This window comes from Chryseobacterium sp. Tr-659 (assembly GCF_011752975.1).
Classification (GTDB): Bacteria; Bacteroidota; Bacteroidia; order Flavobacteriales; family Weeksellaceae; genus Chryseobacterium.
Genome location: NZ_VWWP01000002.1, coordinates 177,437 through 197,854, shown reverse-complemented (window position 1 = coordinate 197,854; position 20,418 = coordinate 177,437). Strand labels below are relative to the sequence as shown.

The 20,418-nt window shown below is 35.9% G+C and carries 15 protein-coding genes; 6 read left to right on the top strand and 9 right to left on the bottom strand.

What is annotated here, in order from left to right; genetic code table 11:
• Positions 1-27: 27 nt before the first annotated feature.
• The 6 genes from F3J23_RS05070 to F3J23_RS05045 all read right to left on the bottom strand — a co-directional run bounded on the left by F3J23_RS05070 (position 28) and on the right by F3J23_RS05045 (position 5,809).
• The gene (locus F3J23_RS05070) at positions 28-687 is read right to left on the bottom strand and encodes a DNA-3-methyladenine glycosylase family protein (RefSeq protein WP_167025121.1); all 660 of its coding nucleotides are present in this window, start codon (positions 685-687) and stop codon (positions 28-30) included.
• A gap of 16 nt (positions 688-703) precedes the next feature.
• On the bottom strand, positions 704-1,216 hold the full coding sequence (locus F3J23_RS05065; protein WP_167025118.1) for a methylated-DNA--[protein]-cysteine S-methyltransferase: 513 nt from the start codon (positions 1,214-1,216) through the stop codon (positions 704-706).
• 19 nt (positions 1,217-1,235) lie between these two features.
• Positions 1,236-2,621: a DHA2 family efflux MFS transporter permease subunit gene (locus F3J23_RS05060; RefSeq protein WP_167025115.1), complete on the bottom strand. Its 1,386-nt coding sequence runs from the start codon at positions 2,619-2,621 to the stop codon at positions 1,236-1,238.
• A 1-nt stretch (position 2,622) separates the two neighbouring features.
• The gene (locus F3J23_RS05055; RefSeq protein ID WP_167025112.1) at positions 2,623-3,186 is read right to left on the bottom strand and encodes a TetR/AcrR family transcriptional regulator; all 564 of its coding nucleotides are present in this window, start codon (positions 3,184-3,186) and stop codon (positions 2,623-2,625) included.
• A gap of 129 nt (positions 3,187-3,315) precedes the next feature.
• Positions 3,316-4,629, bottom strand: coding sequence for a M20 family metallopeptidase (locus F3J23_RS05050; RefSeq protein ID WP_167025109.1), 1,314 nt, complete (start codon positions 4,627-4,629; stop codon positions 3,316-3,318).
• Positions 4,630-4,711: 82 nt separating this feature from the next.
• Positions 4,712-5,809 (bottom strand): lactonase family protein, encoded by a 1,098-nt coding sequence (locus F3J23_RS05045; protein ID WP_167026517.1) that lies wholly within the window; start codon positions 5,807-5,809, stop codon positions 4,712-4,714.
• A 253-nt stretch (positions 5,810-6,062) separates the two neighbouring features.
• Here F3J23_RS05045 and F3J23_RS05040 point away from each other — a divergent pair, with 253 nt between their 5' ends.
• Positions 6,063-8,342 (top strand): patatin-like phospholipase family protein, encoded by a 2,280-nt coding sequence (locus F3J23_RS05040; protein WP_167025106.1) that lies wholly within the window; start codon positions 6,063-6,065, stop codon positions 8,340-8,342.
• Between the two features lies 1 nt (position 8,343).
• Here the strand turns inward: F3J23_RS05040 and F3J23_RS05035 are convergent, their stop codons facing one another.
• Together F3J23_RS05035 and F3J23_RS05030 are read right to left on the bottom strand one after the other, a co-directional pair.
• Positions 8,344-10,755 (bottom strand): leucine-rich repeat domain-containing protein, encoded by a 2,412-nt coding sequence (locus tag F3J23_RS05035; protein ID WP_167025104.1) that lies wholly within the window; start codon positions 10,753-10,755, stop codon positions 8,344-8,346.
• Positions 10,752-12,188, bottom strand: a complete 1,437-nt coding sequence (locus F3J23_RS05030) for a toll/interleukin-1 receptor domain-containing protein (protein WP_167025101.1) — start codon at positions 12,186-12,188, stop codon at positions 10,752-10,754. Before F3J23_RS05030 ends, F3J23_RS05035 begins: the two co-directional genes overlap by 4 nt.
• Before the next feature lie 526 nt (positions 12,189-12,714).
• Here F3J23_RS05030 and F3J23_RS05025 point away from each other — a divergent pair.
• The 4 genes from F3J23_RS05025 to F3J23_RS05010 are packed head-to-tail and all read left to right on the top strand — an operon-like array spanning position 12,715 to position 18,240.
• The gene (locus F3J23_RS05025) at positions 12,715-13,161 is read left to right on the top strand and encodes a hypothetical protein (protein ID WP_167025097.1); all 447 of its coding nucleotides are present in this window, start codon (positions 12,715-12,717) and stop codon (positions 13,159-13,161) included.
• Positions 13,158-15,245 carry a GMC oxidoreductase gene (locus F3J23_RS05020; protein ID WP_167025094.1) on the top strand — a complete coding sequence of 696 codons (2,088 nt, stop codon included), beginning with the start codon at positions 13,158-13,160 and terminating at the stop codon, positions 15,243-15,245. The genes F3J23_RS05025 and F3J23_RS05020 overlap by 4 nt, the downstream gene beginning before the upstream one ends.
• Before the next feature lie 4 nt (positions 15,246-15,249).
• Entirely contained in the window at positions 15,250-16,707 is a 1,458-nt protein-coding gene (locus F3J23_RS05015; RefSeq protein WP_167025091.1) for a ferritin-like domain-containing protein, read from the top strand.
• Positions 16,708-16,725: 18 nt separating this feature from the next.
• Positions 16,726-18,240, top strand: coding sequence for a peroxidase, FMP-type (locus F3J23_RS05010; protein WP_167025088.1), 1,515 nt, complete (start codon positions 16,726-16,728; stop codon positions 18,238-18,240).
• Positions 18,241-18,293: 53 nt separating this feature from the next.
• Here F3J23_RS05010 and F3J23_RS05005 read toward each other — a convergent pair whose 3' ends face one another.
• Positions 18,294-18,713 carry a RidA family protein gene (locus F3J23_RS05005; RefSeq protein WP_167025085.1) on the bottom strand — a complete coding sequence of 140 codons (420 nt, stop codon included), beginning with the start codon at positions 18,711-18,713 and terminating at the stop codon, positions 18,294-18,296.
• Positions 18,714-19,181: 468 nt separating this feature from the next.
• Between F3J23_RS05005 and F3J23_RS05000 the strand changes: the two genes are divergently transcribed.
• Positions 19,182-20,336 carry a helix-turn-helix domain-containing protein gene (locus tag F3J23_RS05000; RefSeq protein ID WP_167025082.1) on the top strand — a complete coding sequence of 385 codons (1,155 nt, stop codon included), beginning with the start codon at positions 19,182-19,184 and terminating at the stop codon, positions 20,334-20,336.
• Positions 20,337-20,418 lie beyond the last annotated feature (82 nt).

The window sequence follows — 20,418 nt, the reverse complement described above, 5'->3', positions numbered from 1 at the left end:
AACTTCTTTTTAGTTTCATTCTTGTTATTAACTATTCTTTTTTGCAGTATTGGAAAGGTAATAGTGCCACAGTATCATGGAAGCAATGGAACGAAAGGGTTTCCATTGTTCACTTATGCTGAGAATTTCTTCTTTTGTTACGGAAGGCGGAAGCTTCTTAAGGCGTTTTAATGCATTAACGGCTGCCAGATCTCCAACAGGAAATATATCTGTTCTCTGAAGGGTAAACATCAAATATACATCTACCGTCCAGTTTCCGACTCCTTTTAAACTTACGAGAATTTTACGAACCTCATCATCTGACAGCCCCGGAAGGCTTTCAAGATCAATATGATTATGTATAATAGCTTCTGCCAGCCCTCTTATATAAGCAGTTTTTTGCCGGCTGACATAACAACCTCTCATTTCTTCATCACTAAGTTTAAGAATAGCCTTCGGAGTGATAGGATTTGTTTTTTCTTTCAATTTATGTAATGCTGCAAGAGCTGATGCCAGCGAAACCTGTTGTTCCAGAATAATATGAACAATTGTTTCAAATGTATTTTCCCTCGTCCACATGGGAGGATATCCGTGTTGATCCAGAATTATTCTCAGATCCGGATCATGACTGGCCAGATGCTCACATAATTCCTGAAAATTTTCTTTACTGAATGTTTTTGCTTCTGTTATAGAACTTCTGTTTTTCATATCATTCAATTTCGGATTAAAATAAAGCAGGTATTGTAAAGCCCCGCTCCAGATCAAGTAAAATAGATTTATTTTCCAGTCCTCCTGCAAACCCTACAAGTTTTCCTGTGGTACCCACAACTCTGTGGCAGGGAACAATGATGGAAATCGGATTTTTATTTAATGCTCCTCCTACTGCTCTAACTGCCTTTATGTCACCGAGAATCCGGGCAAGGTCTCCATAACTTTTTGTTACTCCAAAAGGAATCTTCAACAAGGCCTTCCAGACTTTTACCTGAAATTCGGTTCCTTTGAAATCCAGGGGAACTTCAAAAACGGTTCTTTTATGATCAAAATATTCTTTCAGTTCTCTCTCTGTCCATAATAATATGGGATGATCATTGTGCTGTACAGGTGTTTCAAGTTTTGTTCTTTTATAATCTTCTCCTTCCCATAGAATGGCTGTAAGACCAATGTCTGAAGTAATAATCCTTAAACATCCCACCGGTGACTGTATATCTTTATAAAACAGGTTTTTATATTTTTCCATTTTTTAAGATCAATTAATTTTAATTTGCCGTTTTCTTGTCCGGAAGCCAGTAAAGCATAATCCCAACTAAACCAACACAAACTAATATAGCTATTATTCCGGCGTCATATGCAGTTTGCCAGCTTTTTTCAGAAAAATAGAAAAAAATACCGCCAATGATGCTTACTCCCAACGCAGAAGCCGTCTGTTGAAATGTAGAATAAATACCTGCTGCCGCTCCTGCATACTGAGCAGGAACATTTTTAAGAGCAATATTTAATAATGAAGGAAGCACCAGGCCGTTTCCAAAGCCCCATAAAGCCATCAATCCGATAATTAACCCGGTATGAATTCCCGGTTTCCACAATTCCATCTGTAAATAAAATGCTAGTGCCAGGACAGCTACTCCAAACTGTAATACCCGTTTCCCAAATGTAACGATCATCCGTGATGCCACTGCAGAAGATATAATGAAAAGGATTCCCGGAGCGATAAAATATAAGCCGCAATGCAAAGCAGAAACTCCGAGCCCGCTCTGAAGGTACACTGCACTTAATAAAAGATAGGCCGTATGCAGCATAAAATGGAACAGCACAGCTGCCAATCCGATATTAAAATCCTTTATCTGAAATAATCTTATATCAATTAAAGGGTTTTCATTTCGATCGAGTTTATTTTTCTGATTATAAATAAAGAACACAAAAAATATTACAGACAACACCATTAATCCTAAACTCCATAAAGGCCAGCCTGCTTCTCTGCCCTGAATCAAAGGATAAATCAGGCAAAACAAAGCTAATGTTAAAATCAAGATTCCTGTATAATCAAATTTTGTATTCTGATGTTTCTGGGTTTCGGTTACGTATTTATGTGTAGCCCAAAGTGTTATGATCCCAATTGGAAGGTTAATAAAAAAGATGAGTCTCCATCCTTCTATTATCCAATGTGTATCAGACAGATAGCCTCCCAGTATCTGCCCTATTGCGGCAGCTGTTCCGAGGGTAATTCCATAGAGTCCAAAAGCTTTTGCGCGTTCTTTGGTATCTGTGAAAAGAACCTGGATGAAAGCTATGGTCTGCGGAACCATAAATGAGGCACTCAATCCTTGAAAAAATCTGGTAATATTGAGTTGAAGTGCAGAATTTGACAGCCCGCACAAACATGAAGTAACCGTAAAAGCAAACATTCCCCAGAAAAAGATCTTTTTCCTGCCAAAGTGGTCTCCTGCCCTTCCTCCGGTAATCAGAAAGGCTGCATATCCCAGAAGATATCCTGCAATCACAAGCTGCATTTCTGCATCTGTTCCATGAACTCCTTTTTTAATGGTAGGAATAGCAACATTGATAATGAATACATCAATTACAGAAAGTAAAGGTGCTGCCAGTACAATCAAAAGCTCCAGCCATTTATTCGTAACCTCTTTCATCTTAAATAAACTTTTGAATTATTTGTTTGGCGGATTCTATGGGACCGGAATTTTTAAAAACCGAAGCGGTAACAATCGCTCCTTCAAGCATTGTATAAACAGTTTCTGTTAATTCTTCATTTGTCAGCTCCTTTTTATGAGCGGAACCTGTTACCAGTGCTTTAATGTATTCTTTGCTGTGAAGCTTCATTTTTTGTACCTGCGCCAAAACACGCGGATCATTGGTTCCTGCTTCATCATTGACTTTTATAAAAGGGCATCCTCCGAATTCTCTGATCTGCTGCCGTTCTATGTGATAGTCAAAAACTGCCAGCAGTTTCTTTCCGGGATCTTCAGCTTTATTTACCGTTGCTTCCAATCTGCTAAACCAACGTTCATGAGCACGCTCAATGTAGGCTATCAACAAATCAGTCTTCGTTTCAAAATGTTTATATAAAGATGCTTTTGCGATATCTGCCTCTTCTATAATCTGATTGATGCCTGTATTGCAATACCCTTGTGTATAAAACAAATGCTCAGCGGTATCTAGTATTTTGTCAATGACGACTTGTCCTCTCTGTTTCATGAAACAAAGATAAACAATAAATAGACAAACCTGTCTATTTATTTTATATAAAACTTTTATTGATTTTATAAATGGTTCTCCAAAGCTATTCTATGACCTGTTCGAAATGGATGCAGTTTCTGTGAAGTATCAATTTTTAAGGCGTTCCATAATTAGAGATGAAAAGCATCCCACGCCTGTTCTGATGCTTTCTTCATCTACCTGAAAGTTAGGTGAATGATTCATGGCTATAATTCCTTTTTCAAAATTGGAGCCCCCCAGAAAAAAATAAACGCCCGGTATTTTCTGCTGAAAATAAGAAAAGTCATCATTAAAAAACGGAATCTGGCCGTAATCTGCTGTAACTGCATTTTTACCATAAATATTCCGGAGAATGCCGGCTGCAGTTTTTGTTAAATTCTCATTATTAATAATGGTCGGGTTTTCTTGTATAAAAGAAACGGAAATAAGCTGATCTTTATACCCGTTATTGATGATCATCTTTTTAACTTCAGGAATTATTTTATCTAAATTAGCGGAACTTGTCTCATAAAGATAAGCCTCAAGAGAAAGTTCATCATTCTTAGAATATGTGGTAAAATTGCCATCCACAAAAAGATAATCTTTGAAAATAGTTTCAGGATTTGTTAACCCTATTGCCGGATCAACGATATTTTGTATTTCCCAAGGCTTAGTTCCTGCTTTTATCCGAGATAAAGAATTTTTAAGCTTTGCGGTCAATTCATTTATTTTTTCCTTGGATAATTCATTCTTTAACTGAATCCTTATCTTCTTTTGATAAGCAAACATTTCGTTGGGTTTCACCATTATCTGGCCTACCGGTAAAGGCGTTACATGCAGCCCGTATATTTCATCAGGGTGTATTTTTGAAAGAAGGCCGTTGTTCAACATTTCTTTTGCACCTTTGAATGTTTCTTCTTCAGGCTGAAATATAAAATAGACGGTTCCTTTTAATCTTTTTTTATTCTTTGCCAGAATTTCCGCTATCCCTAATCCGATAGTCATATGGATATCATGACCGCAGCCATGCTGAACATCTTTTACTTTCGATTTAAAGGTTTCCGGATCGGGATAACTGCTCTGTAAGGCATCCATATCTGCCCTCCAGGCAATTGTTCTACCTTTTTCTGCCCCTTTCAAAATTCCTACAACCCCATAACCATAGATATCTGTTTCAACTTCTAATCCCAGATCCAGCAGATACTGCCTGATTATTTTCTGAGTTTGTACTTCCTGGCCTGCCAATTCGGGATGTTCATGAAAACGTCTCCTGGTATTGATTAATTTATCAAAAATCCGATCTGTTTCAATCTGAACAGACTGATGTCCTTGCTCCTGCAGCTTTGGGGAAGAATAGGAGACTGATCTTTTTTCATTACTCAATTGTTGTGCAAACATTAGTGTATTAATAAAATACAGTACAATAAATAGGGTCTTTTTCATTTTTTATAGATTGGGCTTTGTCAATAATTATCTTTCATAAATAATTCAGCACTATTATAAGACAAGTATAGCTGCATTTATATTACCTGCTGATTTCTACAGAAGAAACGCCTGGTATTTTTATTTTCTTTCCAACTTTCTTCAATAATCCTGTTTCAGAATTTCGTTTGAAAACAAATGCTGTTCCTGTTCCTGCATTGGTTGTAATTAAGAATTTTCCGGTGCTGTCAAGAGCAAATGTTCTCGGGTGCCTGCCTTTTGTCGGCTCATAGGCAACCGTTTTTAAAGTTCCGTCATGCTGAATTGAAAATAGGGCAATATTATTTTCACTTCCACGATTGGAGGCGTATAAAAAACGTCCGTCCGGAGAAATATGAATGTCCGAGCTTTCAAAATTATCTTTGATCTTATCCGGATGGGTATTGATACGCTGAATGCTGTCTAATCTACCATTCTCATAAGAATAAACGCTTACGGCTCCTCCCATTTCTTCTATACAATAAGCAAATTTACCGTTGGGATGAAAGGTAAAATGCCGGGGCCCACTTCCCAAAACGGCCTGTGTAAAAGATTTTTCAGCTACCGTTAACGGTTCTTTTTTATCATCTTCAAACTTATAACTTCTGATCTTATCTGCACCTAAATCCGGTAAAAAAATATACTTAAAGTCCGGTGAAAATACCGTTGAATGTATATGAGATCGCTCTTGTCTGTCCCGGTTTATGCTTCCTTCTGAAAATTGAAAATTCTGCGCCAGCGGTTCTATGAATCCGTTTTCTGAAAGCGGATAAACTGAAACACTTCCTTCTGTATAATTTCCATTGACCAGCCATTTTCCGTTTTTATGTACTGTAAGATACACCGGGTTTTCTCCTCCGCTTTTCTGACTATTGATGAAAGTAAGTGATTTTTTTTCAGGATTAAATTCAAAACTGCTTACCCTTCCTCCATTTTTTGTTTTACTTTCCGTACAGGCGAACAGATATTTGCCGTTGGGAGACAAAGTAAGAAATGATGGATTTAAAATCCCTTTCACGGAGGCTACTTTTGAAAGTTTTCCCTTAATGGTATCCAATTTGTAAACATAAATTCCTTCGGTTTCTTTATCACGGTTAAATGAACCAAAAAATACATATTTATTCTGTGCATATAATGGTATCCCTGATAAAATGATAAGCATTACACTAAGTGTCTTCTTCAATGTTTATTAGTTTTTTGAATGTTTTGAAAGATTATGAAAGAATCTCAAAGTTATGAATTTGTATCAATCCCAGACGCTAGTTTTTATAATTCGTAAAAAATACTGATTCAATATTCCTCAAAGGCTAATATTGAATCGAATCATATTATATTTTGTACGCAGTTGATAATATATGGTTCAAACATCTATCAATATTTATAATAAAAGACTACATTTATAAAAACTAACAACAATGGAAACAAAAACGATCAGATTAGGGTTATGCCTCGCAGGAGCTGTATCTGCAGGGGCTTACACTGCAGGTGTCATGGATTATCTTATTGAAACACTGGAGCGGTGGGAAAAAGAAAAGGTAAAAATCAGAGAAAAGGTAAAGCGTAATGAAGAGCTTTCGGCAGAAGAACTTAAAATTCCCCTTCATAATGTTGTTATTGAAATTATTTCAGGAGCATCTGCAGGAGGAATGACCGGAGCTATACTTGGATACTCCTTTTGTGATAATACCTATTGTAATAAGGTAAATAATGATATTGCTGATTATAACTATACAATTCCTGACCATAATTTTCAAAAGTCAAAATTGTATCAATCCTGGATTGAAATGGTAGATGATGATGAAAAAGGAATCAGCACTCTGGAAAAACTGCTGGATACCAGTGATATCAAAAAAGAGAAACCTTCATTGTGGGATATGAAATCGCTCTTAAATTCACAAGTGATTGACGATATTGCTAAAGCAGCAGTTCCTAAAGAGGGAATTAATTACAATCCGCCCAACTTTATAAGCAAAAATCTCAATCTGCTTTTGTCTGTAACCAATGTACAGGGCGTTCCCATTGATATAAAGTTTGCTAATATCAGCCAGAACAATCCTACCAGAAATGTTTTGAGAATGCATAGTGGTTTTTTGCATTATACTTTCTCCACCAATTCCCATACCAATATAAATTGTGATTTCCCATCAGATATTTTATTAAACAATAATAAAGATTACCTGTCTCATGCAGCTATGGCAACGGGAGCTTTTCCTTTTGGATTGAAAAATAGAGTTATTCATGTTTCGAATGATTACTTTTTAAAATTTAAACAGAATCTGCTTGATAAGTATAAGATGGATGTTGCCGTAGATCCTCAGGGAAAACAGTATTCATTTACAGCTGTTGATGGCGGTGCTATCAATAACGAACCTCTAGGAACGGTTGTAAAATTAATGCAATCCAAAATACAAAACTATCATAAAGAGGATAAAGACTATTACATTCTTGTAGATCCGTTTCCTAATATTACCAATGCCAGTTCTATTCCCGGCCAGGAGGAAATATCTCAAAATAATTTAAAAGACCTTATATTTAAACTTATCGGTACATTCAGAAACCAGTCTATGTTTAAGCAGGAAGATATTTTAAGCGCGTTAGACATGGAGCGATCCAGATTTCTAATTTATCCTTCCAAAAGAGGATTTTACTTTTTAGCAAGCGGATTGATTGAAGGATTTTCAGGCTTTTTTAAAAAGTCTTTCAGAGAACATGATTATCAGCTGGGAAGAAAAAACTGCCAGACCTTTCTAAGGTATTATTTTGGGAATGATTTTTCAGAATTTGAAAAGGAAACCGGTACTCAGCTCACTCCTGATCAAAAGGAAATATTTGGCTATGACGCTAATTATAAGATCCCGGACAAAAATCAAGATCTCAGGTTCCCTTATATTCCTGATCTGTTACTGCTTAAGTATAAACGTAGTGATGAAATACCGGTACCAGTGTACAAAGGACTCAGTATACAGGAGTTCAAAAAAATTAACAGTAAAATTGAGGAGAGATTAAGAGTCATCATAGACAACACTTATCCCTCTATTGCTTCTCAGGTCAAAAAGCAAAACAAACTTATTGGCTTTGCAGTCTCATTGTTTTCCGGCTGTATCAAAAAAAGTATCCATAAAAAAATCAATACTTCTGTTACAGAATTTCTGAGTACTACTTTTAAGCCGCAATCTATTAAGCAGGAAGAGCTTATGGTTAAATATTCGGATCTTATCTTAAAGTATGGAAAGAAATACTATAAAATAAAAGGAGTATATGCAAAAGCTGCAGAAACCAGCCAGGAAGTCAAATCTGTAATCGGAGGAAAAACAGAAACTGTTAATTATGCAGGAAAAGGGGATTATATTATTAAAAACGACACGGGTCATAAAGAAAAATATATTCTATCGAAAGAAAAGTTTGATACAAGATATAAACTCCATAGCAATGATATGGACAGCGAAGGCTATTTATACTATAATCCTGTTAAAATACCTGTACATGCCATTCAGTTAACGGCAGAAAATATAAAAAAACATAATCTTTCAGAGTTCTATAATATTTTTGATACAGATAAGACATCTCATATTGAAGCCCAATGGAGCCAAAGCATGCTGGTTACCGAAAACGATTACTTAGTTCTGGCTTTCGATGAATCCGGAATATACAGAATAGAAAAAGACGTATTTAAAGAAACTTATCAATCCGAATAATTTACTGGTTAATTACAATTTTCTTTCCGTCCTTATTATAAAATTCTCCTTTCAGTTTTACAGGATTATTCATAAAATCAATTCTTTCTATGGCTGATGTGGAGAATTTTTGTTTTAATAAATTCAAATCTGGAAGTCTTATTGCAATACAGTTGTTGAGATAAAGTTTTTTTAAAGATTCGAGTTCTAAAGTCATTAAAGGGAATTCAGAAAAAAGATTCCCGGATAAAGATAATGCATCTAAGTTCTTTAATTCTTTAATTTCATCCGGTATGATTAAGATCTGATTATTGTTTAGTGTTAAATATCTTAACGATCTCATGGTACAAAGTTCTTTTGGAATTGTTGTTATTGAATTTTGATTAAGATATAGTGTTTCAAGGTTAACTAACTTTGATATTTCTTTTGGAATAACTGATATTTTATTATTCTGAAGATTAATTTCCCTGATCGTTTGGATGCTTAAAATATTAGGAGGTATGGTTTCAAAATTATTGCCTTTCAATTGCAGATTTTCCAGAGATTTAAATTCTTTGATCTCATCCGGCAGCACATTGATTCCTACATTTTCCAGCCCTATATTTTTAGACGCTCTTACATCCGTAGAATCCTGCCTTGCTATTACCCAATCTCTGAAAGCATATACTGATGCATAATAACTACTCACGATATTGTATATTTTGGCAGTATTCCCTTTGTGGTTTCTTATATAAGAAATCACTTTTTCATAATCAGCCATAGCCTGATCATATTTTCCAATAGAAAATAAATAATCTGCTCTTAATCCGGCTTTTAGAGTATCCTGTACAGTTTTGCTATTATATTTCCCTCTCACATCTTTATCCGTATAAGTTCCTGTAAGGCAATAAAATATAATTGCATTTTTAAAATCTTTATTTTCCAGAAACCGTAAATAGTAATCATTTTTCTTGTCAACAGATGCCAAAGAATTTATTATTGAACTGATAGCAGAATCTTTTTCCTTGTTAAAATATTGGGGAACATAAATAAAACACAATATAATAGCCAAAATAAGTAATCCAAATGCCAAGCGAAACCTCATCAGTTTTTTTAACGTTCGTTCCAGCCTGTTATTCATTTTTTCTGTTTCCTCATTCGCAATTCTAACTTCTTCAGCTACCCTGTCTCTTTCTTCAATCCTTAAGATATCATTCTTTACAGGATCTACCAATCGGTCATGAGTGAGCTGATAAAAGGTATTTCCATCAGAAATCACTTCCCGTATCAATCCTTCTTTTTTGAGGGTATGCATTGCATTTGTGGGGTTTCCTTCAGGAATTTTCGTCGTAATAATCAAGTCTCTTCTGCCGTTAGAAATCAATTGAGGAACTACTACTTTTTTTACATCGAAAATTTCATTCTCTTTTAAACCGAAATCATGAGAAACAGTATCCCAGCAATCATCATAGAATTTTCTGATAATATCTGAAACTTCCGGAATATCACTTTCCTCAATAACCGTTTTTCCTTTTCCAATAACTATATTTCTTTCTATATCGCGGGCAACGATCTGAAGTTGTATGGGATCTACCAAATGGGTATCACCATCCGCAATTTTTTCTATTAATTCTTTTAAAATATTGTCATCTTTAAAGTAAAAAGGTTTGGAATAATAATTCCCTTCAATGCCTGCCGGCTCGTTAATAGCCTGGAAAGCATCTTTCTTTGTAAGTGGTTCAATAGCAAAATCATTTTTCAAAATATCCGGAAAAAGATCACTAAACCTTGTCATTACCCCCAGCTTATCTTCTCTTACAACAAAGAGACATTTAGCTCTGCCGGGAACACTAAAAAAATTATATTCTTCCCGAATGGAAAGCTGTAAATTGCTTTCTATATTAAGTCCTTCTTCTATAAAAGAATAAATTTCTGCCGGAATTTTTGAACCCAGAAGATAAAACAATTCTTTTTTAAAATAATCAATCTGTTTTTTAGTAAAAATCTGAATGTTTTCAAATTGGTCAAAAATCAATACTAAATACTGCCCTGTTGTTTCGCACTGCTTATTCATTAACCATAATGATCTGACCATATCCGGAATAAGTAAAAAAGGATTTTGCTTTAACGATGGAATTTTCTCATAAATTTTATTAAATACAAAATCAACCAGAAGACGATTGTTATTTTCCGGATCATTTACAACCTCTGTAAGTTTTATTTCGATGGGAATAATTTCACAGGAAACCTCCTCATTATATCTGTCTATGAGAGGCAGCAGGCCTGCCTGAATCAATGAGCTTTTCCCAATGCCTGACTCAGCATGAAAAACGGTTGTTTTATTTAAAAGCAAGCGGTCAAAAAGATTCTGAGAATCATCATATCTGCCCTTAAAGATAGAAGCATCCTTTTTTGAATAAGCATTTAAACCTGGGAATCTATAATTGGCATTCATAACTCTTCTTTCATTTTGTTGATTAATTGCAGGATAAACCCGTCAAGAGATTCTTCTTCCACTTCATTCATATCAACTACATAATTATTCATATCTGAAATATTCTTTATAAATTTTTTAATAAAATCTCTGATAAGAACATAACCGATAATTCTTTCCTGATCTGCCCCTTCTCTGGAAGCTGTTTCAGTAAGTTTACTTTGCCAGTAATCGTAGTAATATTCTATACTTTCATCAAGGTTTTTAAAATCAAGAATAAGGTTATTTGTAACCAGAATGTAAAATACCCTTTCATCAAACTTATGATGTTCGTTTACGCGCAAGGCTTCAGTCATACAATAGTAAGATTTCAGATATTCTTCACTTACTATCATTATAACGGTTTTTCCCTTGCCAATTCTGGTCATAAAAGAATCAATGCTTTGTCCATATCCCAAATCCTGAGTATCATATAATAGCTGTAGTTCGGTTTTAGTATTTTCCTTTACATTCATTTCTTCTACTTTCTTTTTGAATCTTTCTAAAAGAATCTCCAGAAACAGCTTATTTCTTCTGTTGTAAGAAATGAAAGAGCTGAATTTGTCCTGCATACCGGTATCTCTTAACAGATCAGTAGAACCAGACTCATTGATTATTTGAATAAGTGTATTCAGTATCTGAAGAGGAGGGCTGGCGGTAATGCTTATACCTAAAGGTTTGGTCATTATAGAATTGATCATTTTATCCTTTATATATTGTGGGCTGCTGCTGAGCCTGATCTTACCCGGATCTTTATTCTTTTCATTAAATATCTTATAACTGAGCAGCTGATATGCCCAGGAATCAAACCTGAAGCCGAGAAACAGAAAACTATTTGCTTTTTGCAAGTAGGTTCTGATCGCATTGGGAAAAGAGTTGGGAGGAAGAATTTCCTGCATTCTCCTGTATAAAAGATCGTGGGAGATAATTAAGCTTTGAGGATCTGAAGACTTGCCAAAAACATTGTATATCAACGGTTTATTTCTATCAAATGCAATAACCTTGTTTTCATCAAGATCACCTTCAAAATAATCTTCCTGAACACTATTGTCCAGTTTATATAAATACCGGAATAATGATTCATCCGGGGAAGCATTAATAATCAAAGGAAATCTTATTTTGGAAATCGTTTCCAATAACTGAATATCTCCATCTCCGGAATAAAACTTTCTGACAACTTGCTGCATTTTATGGATATCCACATCCGGAAATATCATCACTCCATCCGTAGGAAAGAAAGTGATGTTATCATTTTCTTTCTGAAGTTTAAGAAAAAACTCTGTCCTGTCAATTACTTTATTTTCAACTTCGGCGTTCATATAAATGTCCGGCCCCAATACCAGAACACATTTTTGCTGCGATAAACTTGCTGAAGTAATTGATAAAATAGTTTCTAAATTATCATTTTCATGCATAACGGTTTTCGGTTTTTAGTTCTTTATAATGATATGACTATCAGCATAAAGTTAACATTTTTTTTAAGAAAAAAACACCTATTTGATAATAATATGGGCTTCATTTATTTCTATCAATTATTCAAACAAAATTATTTTGAATCTGATACCACATTATTTAAATTAATTCTAAACTAAGTGAAAACAAAACACGCTTAACCCCTCTATTTAAAGTAATTTTAAAAATATTTCAAGAAAACTAAAATAAAAATTACGTAGAAATACTGAATCTAATTTTCCCGGATCTAATTAATTTCGGAGTAACAAAAATTGATAGTAATGAACACTTTAGCAAGCAAAAAACCATTTCTGAGAAAAGAGATGGGTTCTGAAATGACACCCGGGAGATTCCGGAACAGTTAGGTAGTAAACTGATCTTAAATTTAAATCATTTTTCCTCAAATTTTGCACCTGCTCATGGCTCATTCCATGTAAGTATCTCTTGAAAAAGAGATGAAGTTATTGTAACCCTCAAATTTTAAACGAAATGAATATTATTAACAAAATTCTCAACGTCGATGATTACTATTTCGACGTGTTTATGTCCATCTCGGAAGCGCTTACAGGGTTTTCTGTAAACGAATTACAATCCACAGGTCTGGCAGAAACCTATTACAAGTACATCCTGAAGAGTTTGGAGGCAGCTACATTCGTAGAATTCCTTACTATTTCTAAAGATGTTCTTGAAAAATCTTCAGACAGCGACCAACTGAAAAAGGCGATTACTCATGAAATTATATCGCATTCCGGAATGAATGATATGGCCGGAAAAGTGATTACCATGTGGCTTCTTGGTACTTGGGATAATGCCTACGTTAATGATCTTTCTTACAAAGAAGGCATGGTCTGGAATCTGATGCATTCTCATCCGCCGGGAGCGAAACAGCCTGGCTATAAATCCTGGAATATTAAACCTGTAAACACCCACTCATGAGCTCAATCAACAATAAAAAAGATGTGATCATCGTAGGAACGGGAATCGCAGGATCACTAATCGCCAAGCTGCTTACCGATCACGTATTTGATGTTACAAAAGGGAAAATGATTCACCGTGCGGATGCCGGAAAATCTGATAATATCCGTGAAATTTCAATACTGATGTATGAAGCCGGATTAGAAGCCGGTCTGGAGCTGGATTCCGTATCTTCAATGACCACTTATAATGACTATATCCGTACTTTCTTTATGGAGGAAGCCAAAGTTCCCAATTCACCTTATCCGAATCTGAAGCAGGCTCCATCTCCAAATGTGCTGGATATGGAACATATCACACCTCCATTTCCGGGTAAAAACGGATATCTGGTTCAGTTTGGACCAATGCCGTTCGCGAGTGATGCCATCAGAGTTGGAGGCGGTACTACCCTTCACTGGCTGGGAACTACACCAAGAATGCTTCCTAACGATTTCAGACTTACTGAAAAATATGGGATCATGATAGACAAACCGGATTCTAAGGAAAAAACATCCATCAACTGGCCAATAGAATATGGAGACTTAAAACCTTATTATGAAATGGCTGAGTTTGAAATCGGGGTTTCCGGAGATGTTTCAAAACAGGAATATCCTATTGAGGAAACCACAGAAAACTATTACGGAAAGTATGTCTTCCCAATGGAAGAGATTCCTCAGAGTTATATGGATCATAAGATCAGTGAAGGTCTTAAAGGGACAAGTGTAAAGTTAAGTTCCGGAGATATTCCTTTGCTTTTAGTTCCGTCTCCGCAGGGAAGAAATTCTATTCCTAATCCAAAATACGGGAAAACAAGACTTATTAAGGCAGAAACTATACAAACTGGGTACAAACTGTTTCTGGACAGCTCTGAAAAAGAAGAATACAAAGCACTTGGTTCTGTGTGGAATCCTTATATGGGAGAACGTTGCGAAGGAAATGCTTCCTGTGTTCCTATCTGCCCGGTTCAGGCAAAATACAATGCTTTAAAGACACTGAAAAAAGCACTATACAAACTTAATGAAAATGATAACCTTACACGTAATCCATACATGCAGGTTCAGGCTCAGAGTGTGGTGTACAGATTAAGTGTTGATCAGAATGATAAGGATAAAATATCCAAAGTTCATCTGAGAAGATATATTTCAAAAGAGAAAACAGATTTTGTTGAAGAAGTAATGGACACTTCGGATTCTATTGTTATTCTGGCAGCAAATGCTTTTGAAAATCCAAAAATCCTCCTGAACTCAAAATACACGGTTACTGAAAACGGTAAGAAAGTTGAAAAAACCGTTGCCAACCGCAGTGATCAGGTAGGAAGAAACTTAATGGATCATATGGTAATGCTCACCTGGGGGCTTTTCCCTGAACCTGTTTATCCATACAGAGGTCCTGGTTCTACTACCAATATTTCGTCTTTCCGTGACGGAAATTTCAGAGGTGATTTTTCAGCCTGGATCTCTCCGCTTGACAACTGGGGCTGGGGCTGGCCGGCATTTTCCCCGGGCTCAGATGTTGCCGAATTTATCGGAAAAGGACTTTTCGGAGCTGAACTGAAAGAAGCTCTTACATCAAGACTTTCAAGACAGGTGTTGTTCCATTTTGAAATCGAGCAATTACCAAACCCCAATAACAGAGTTACGATTAATGATGAATACATGGATGTTCTTGGAATTCCCCGCCCTGTTATTCATTATGAACTGACAGACTATGAAAAGAAAGCGATGGAACAAGCAAAACACGCTTCAGACCAGATGTTTGAAAGATTAGGAATTGAAGATTTCACCAGGTATACCGAAGCAGATAAAAACTCTGTGATGTACAACGGCGTGAGATATTCTTACAACGGCGCCGGCCATATTGTAGGCACTCACAGAATGGGCTCAACGCCTGATGATTCTGTAACCAACAGTCATTGCAAATCCTGGGATCATCCGAATCTATACATTGTAGGAGCAGGAAATATGACTACACTCGGAACTTCAAATCCTACTTTAACATTATCAGCATTTACAATCCGTTCGGTGGAGGCTATCCTTACCGATCTGGAAATTCAACTTAAAAAATAGAAACATGAGACAAAGACTTATCAATAAAACTGAACAGTCCCAGGAAACAACTCTGTCAAAAGGAACTAACCTGGCAGGCAGAAATGCTGTTGTTACAGAACCCCTTTCTTTACAATCCTTATTATTTGATTCGGGAATCAGTAAGGAAGACTGGATTGAAGGATTAAAACATCACAGCAAAGCAGTAACGAATCTTTTACTGAATGATCAGATTGATGAATTTAATCAGTATTTAAGCTCACAATTCAGTCTGGCTGTTCCGGAAGCCAAAAAAGATTCAACGAAGATTAAATACCGGCCTGTTTTACAGGACCTTTTACAAACGGCAATCTTAATTGAGCATTCTACAATTCCGCCTTATCTGACAGCTTTATATTCGATTAAAGACGGAACAAATGCTTTGGCTTCACAGATCATCAGAAGCGTTGCCGTGGAAGAAATGCTTCACCTGATTATGGTTTGTAATGTTTTGAATGCCATTGATATTCAGCCTTCTGTAAATCAATCCCAAAACTACCCTACTTACCCGATGAAACTTCCAATGAATGTGGATTTTTATGTAGGGCTGGAAAAATTCTCTACAAACAGTATTGCTACATTTATCGCTATTGAAAGCCCAAGCAGTCCTTTGGTAAAAGCTCCGAAATATGATCAGGAAACAGAATCTGTCTCTTCATTCACTCAAAGAACAGCAGTACAGGAAAATAATTTCTGGACACTGGACAATATGAAAGACTTTATCATGAAAAATGTTCATACCATTGGTGAATACTATGATGTATTGTTCTTTTATATTGTTGTTTTCCAAATCATTGCTTATTTCGAAGAGCATGGAAGTCTTCCTAAAAGTTTTGAGGATATAAATAAGGGAGGAATTTTCACAGGAGATCCTTCGAAACAGATCCGCCCTGAGCAATATTACGGAAGCGGCGGAAAACTACATTTTGTGGAGGCTTTGGACGGAGTAATTGCTGTTTTCCAGGAAATCAAAGGGCAAGGTGAAGGTGCTGATGATTCTATTTTTGATGTTGATCCGTCACAATTTGAAGAAGGTGCAGAACTGGCCCATTATTTCAGATTTAAGGAAGTATTCCATGAACATTTTTATGTAGGAGGAAATTATAAACCTTTTATGGATGAAAATGGGATGATGCCTGTAATAACGCCACCTACAGGAAAAGCTTTACCTGTAGACTGGAGCCAGGCATATCCTATGAAACCCAACCCTAAACTAAGCGATTATACCGGCAATAAAGAGCTGCATGCGCAGGGGGTTGAATTCAACAAAACATATAAACGACTGCTGGATGCCATTCAAAGCGCAGTAGAAGGCAATCATAGAGAGCTTGAAAAATCAATTATGTACATGTATGCCCTGAAAGAGCAGGCCGTTAACTTAATGAAACAGCCGTTGGATTCTCAGAATAATGCAGGTCCAACGTTTGAATACATCAATTTATAACCATAAAAACTATATATCATGCTTAAAAGAAAAACAGAAAGCCTCGAAACGGGAGGCAAGCTATTCCGCAAGAGTTTTAATGAAAACGAGGGAGTTCTGGAACAAATTATGGACGGATACTCCAAACTTCTTATTGATGATCCGGTAAGACCATTCAAAGAAGCAAACCTTCAGGAAATCGGTAATAATGTAGACTATGGTATCCTGAAAGCGTTAGATGGAACCTGGGTAAGCTATAATGCCAATTATAATAAAAATGTTAAAGCTCCTTCATTAGCGAGTGGGATTCATACAACCATCATGCCTTCTCCGGGAACCAATTCAGGTACAATTCCCGGTAAATTCGCTTTTGACTGTGAGGAATATATTGAAAAGCTTACATTTTCCATTGTGCCCGGCGGAGTACGTAACCGTGGGGGTGCCAGTGAACTTTTCTGCGGGGCTGTTAAATATGAACAAACCATCAAAAGTGTAAATACCGTAAACGGACAGGATGATCAGAGATATTATACTCCTATTCATGAGGAAAACGGAATGTTTCTGTGGTTAAGTGATATGTACAACCATGCAGCTACAAAAGAATCTATTGAAAGAGATCGTGGTATTCACGCTTTTTCACAAGAAGATTATGATAACTATGGTTATACGGGAAAATACAGAGATGAACCTCTTGTAAGAGTTTCTCCGGACGGACAGGAAAAGAAATATATTCTTCAAAGCCAGCTTCTTCCGGGGCAGGAATATTATGAGATTATTCCAGCTCAGGAATTAAAGCCCGGAGCAGGAATGGATGGTCCTTACTTTATTCCGGACTACTCTATTTCACGAAGCGGCGTTATTCCTCACGGAAGTACAATTACTTTGCTGGGAGATATTATTACCAAAAACGGCGAATATCTGGTAAACGGTTTCCCTGAATTCCCTTATGGTGATGCTACCTGGGATCCTGACCATCTTGCGATTTCTCCTACAATGGGGGGCGCAGGAGCCAGCCCTACTCGTCCTATCGACCTGGATCAGCCGGCTCCGGCATGGGTGCATGAAACATTAACCGATGAGAATGACCCGGGTTCCAACAAAATTTATACACAACGTATTCTGGCGGACGATCTGTATCCATATTCTGTAAGGCCTGACTTACGACTTCGGGATACGTTAAGAGGTCAGGAAGTGACCAACTATGTTCATATTAAGATGTCTTCCAAAATGAAGACAGGAGCTCAGGGAGGAATTTTAAACGTTCCGTTCGTGAATCGCTTTGTACCAACTGTTGAGGTGGATATGAATATGTGGATTGAAACGGTAATTGAGGATGGTAAAGAAATCCTTCAGCTTCAGTACGAGCAAATCGTATTCTTCGAATTTGATTTCGGAAATGACGGTGGTACAACAAGCTGGCCGCATATCCAGACCAATACGCTTCGTAAGCTGGAAGATATTCCTGAAGATCAGAGAAAAGTAATCGAAGAGCAGTTCTTTGCTCCTTACGGAAGTTCGGATTCCGCTTCCGGATGTCCTTATCACAAAGGATAAAATATATAAAAATTCCACGGTATTTCATGATAAAATACCGTGGAATTATATTATTAATCTGTTATATTTTTTTTAAAAGCTATGGCATCCACTTCTATCAGCATGTCATCCAATGCCAATCTCGGAACCGGGATTAAGGTACTTGCCGGGAATTTATTGTTTTTCCAGGTTTTGTGCATTTCTTCTGTCCATATTTTAAGTTTCTCCTGATCATGATCCACAATTAATATCGTAATCTTAAGAACATCACCAACTCCTAATCCATCATCAGCAAGTACTGTTTCCAAATTTTTCAGGGAATACTGAACCTGAGTTCTAAAATCTTTAGAAAGACTGTGCTTAAGGTCTTCTCCACCGCTCTGTCCGGATATGAATACATATTTACCTGCAACACTATTCGTTGCAGCGTGTGAAAAAGCAAACGGAGTAGGATCAAAAAGAGTTTTAGGATTTTTGTGAATAATTGTGTTCATATTATTTTGTTTCAAGGTTTTACTTTGATGATTATTTTGTGAGAAAGCCAGAAATCCCATGCAGAGTGTGGATAAATTCAACAGTATATTTTTCATTATGCTTATTATATTTTTTGTTTCGAAATATGGAAGCAAAAATAGATTTCAACATTTTAAAAAAGATCAACATATGTTGACGCTTTCAGTTTTAATTGATGATACATTTGTTAAATTTTAATATCCTGAAAAAGAAAATAAATATTAAAAGATAAAATAGAATTGACAGCTGCAGCCAAGAGCAGACAATTTACATCAGGTCTCTCTGGCAATAGTTTCAGACATAATTCCTTTCTTACAAAAAAGTATACAAATCCAATCTAATGTTTATATTTGCAAAGTTTGAGTTTGAATTTCAAGACATCATTTTTGTCGCGGAAAGCTCAGTTACAAACCACCAAAACTACCTAACTATGAACAAAAAAATAAAAAATGGATAAGAGTAATTTATTAATTATTGTAACAATAATCTCTTTGTTCATTTCATTATTTCTTGCCTTTTTTCTTCTTACAGTTAAAACGAAGCATAAAACAAGCAATTCTCTTTTTGCTTGTTTCCTCATCATTACTGCAATAGATACTAGCGAACCCTTATTCAATCTAATAACAGATGGTCCTTCCAATCTGGGGATGTTCAGAATTTCTATTGCCTTTCTGCAAATTCCAACCTTTTATCTGTATATATTATCGGTTTGCTATTCTGATTTTAAGTTCAAGCCAAAGTATCTTATCCATCTGCTTCCCTTTTTGGCTGCAAATATAGCTTTGATCCCTCGTTTTTATTCAGTAGATACAGCTTCCAAAATTAATTTTATTATGAATCGTCAGGATATGATAGAAATTCACTTCACTCATATCCTTCTTCCTATTCAGATAGTTATTTATTTTACTGCTGTTTTTATGCTATTGAGGAAAACAAAAAAATTATATCTTGAGAATTACTCCAGTACCAACGTTAATTCTTATAACTGGCTATTTCAGTTTACCATTGTGCTTACTGTTGTCTATTTAACTGCCTTTTTAAAAAATGTTCTAAAATTTTCAGATTATCCCAACATCTCAGAGTGGATAAAAATTGGATTACTGGCCTCTCAATTGTTTATTGTGTGCTGGTACTTATTTAAAGCTCTTAATAATCCGGATCTGTTTAGAAACATCAATTCAAAATTAAAGCTTGTTTCAGTTATTGTTTCAGAGGAAAAAAAGAATGAACCTGAAGCTGTATATGAACAAAAGTACAATGAAGAATTGCTGAAATTAAAGCACTTTATGACAGCAGAAAAACCATTTCTGAATCCTTCCCTAACGATTCAGAATATTTCTGATGATGTTGGAATTCCTACCCGCGAATTATCGGTTTTAATCAATCACCAATTAGGACAGCATTTTTATGATTTCGTGAATACCTATCGTATAGAATATGCTATGGATATTTTAAAAGATGTTACAAAAACTAAGGTAACTATTCTTGAAATCTTATATGAAGTTGGTTTTAATTCAAAATCTTCTTTTAATACTGCTTTTAAAAAGCATACAGGAGACACGCCCACAGCGTATCGTAAATCACTACAATCCAGCGCTTTGTAATTACTCGTACCTTTTTTTAAAGTATCCGTACTTATTTTTTTGAACAAATCCGTTCAAATACTTTTATTCGGTCGCATAGGAT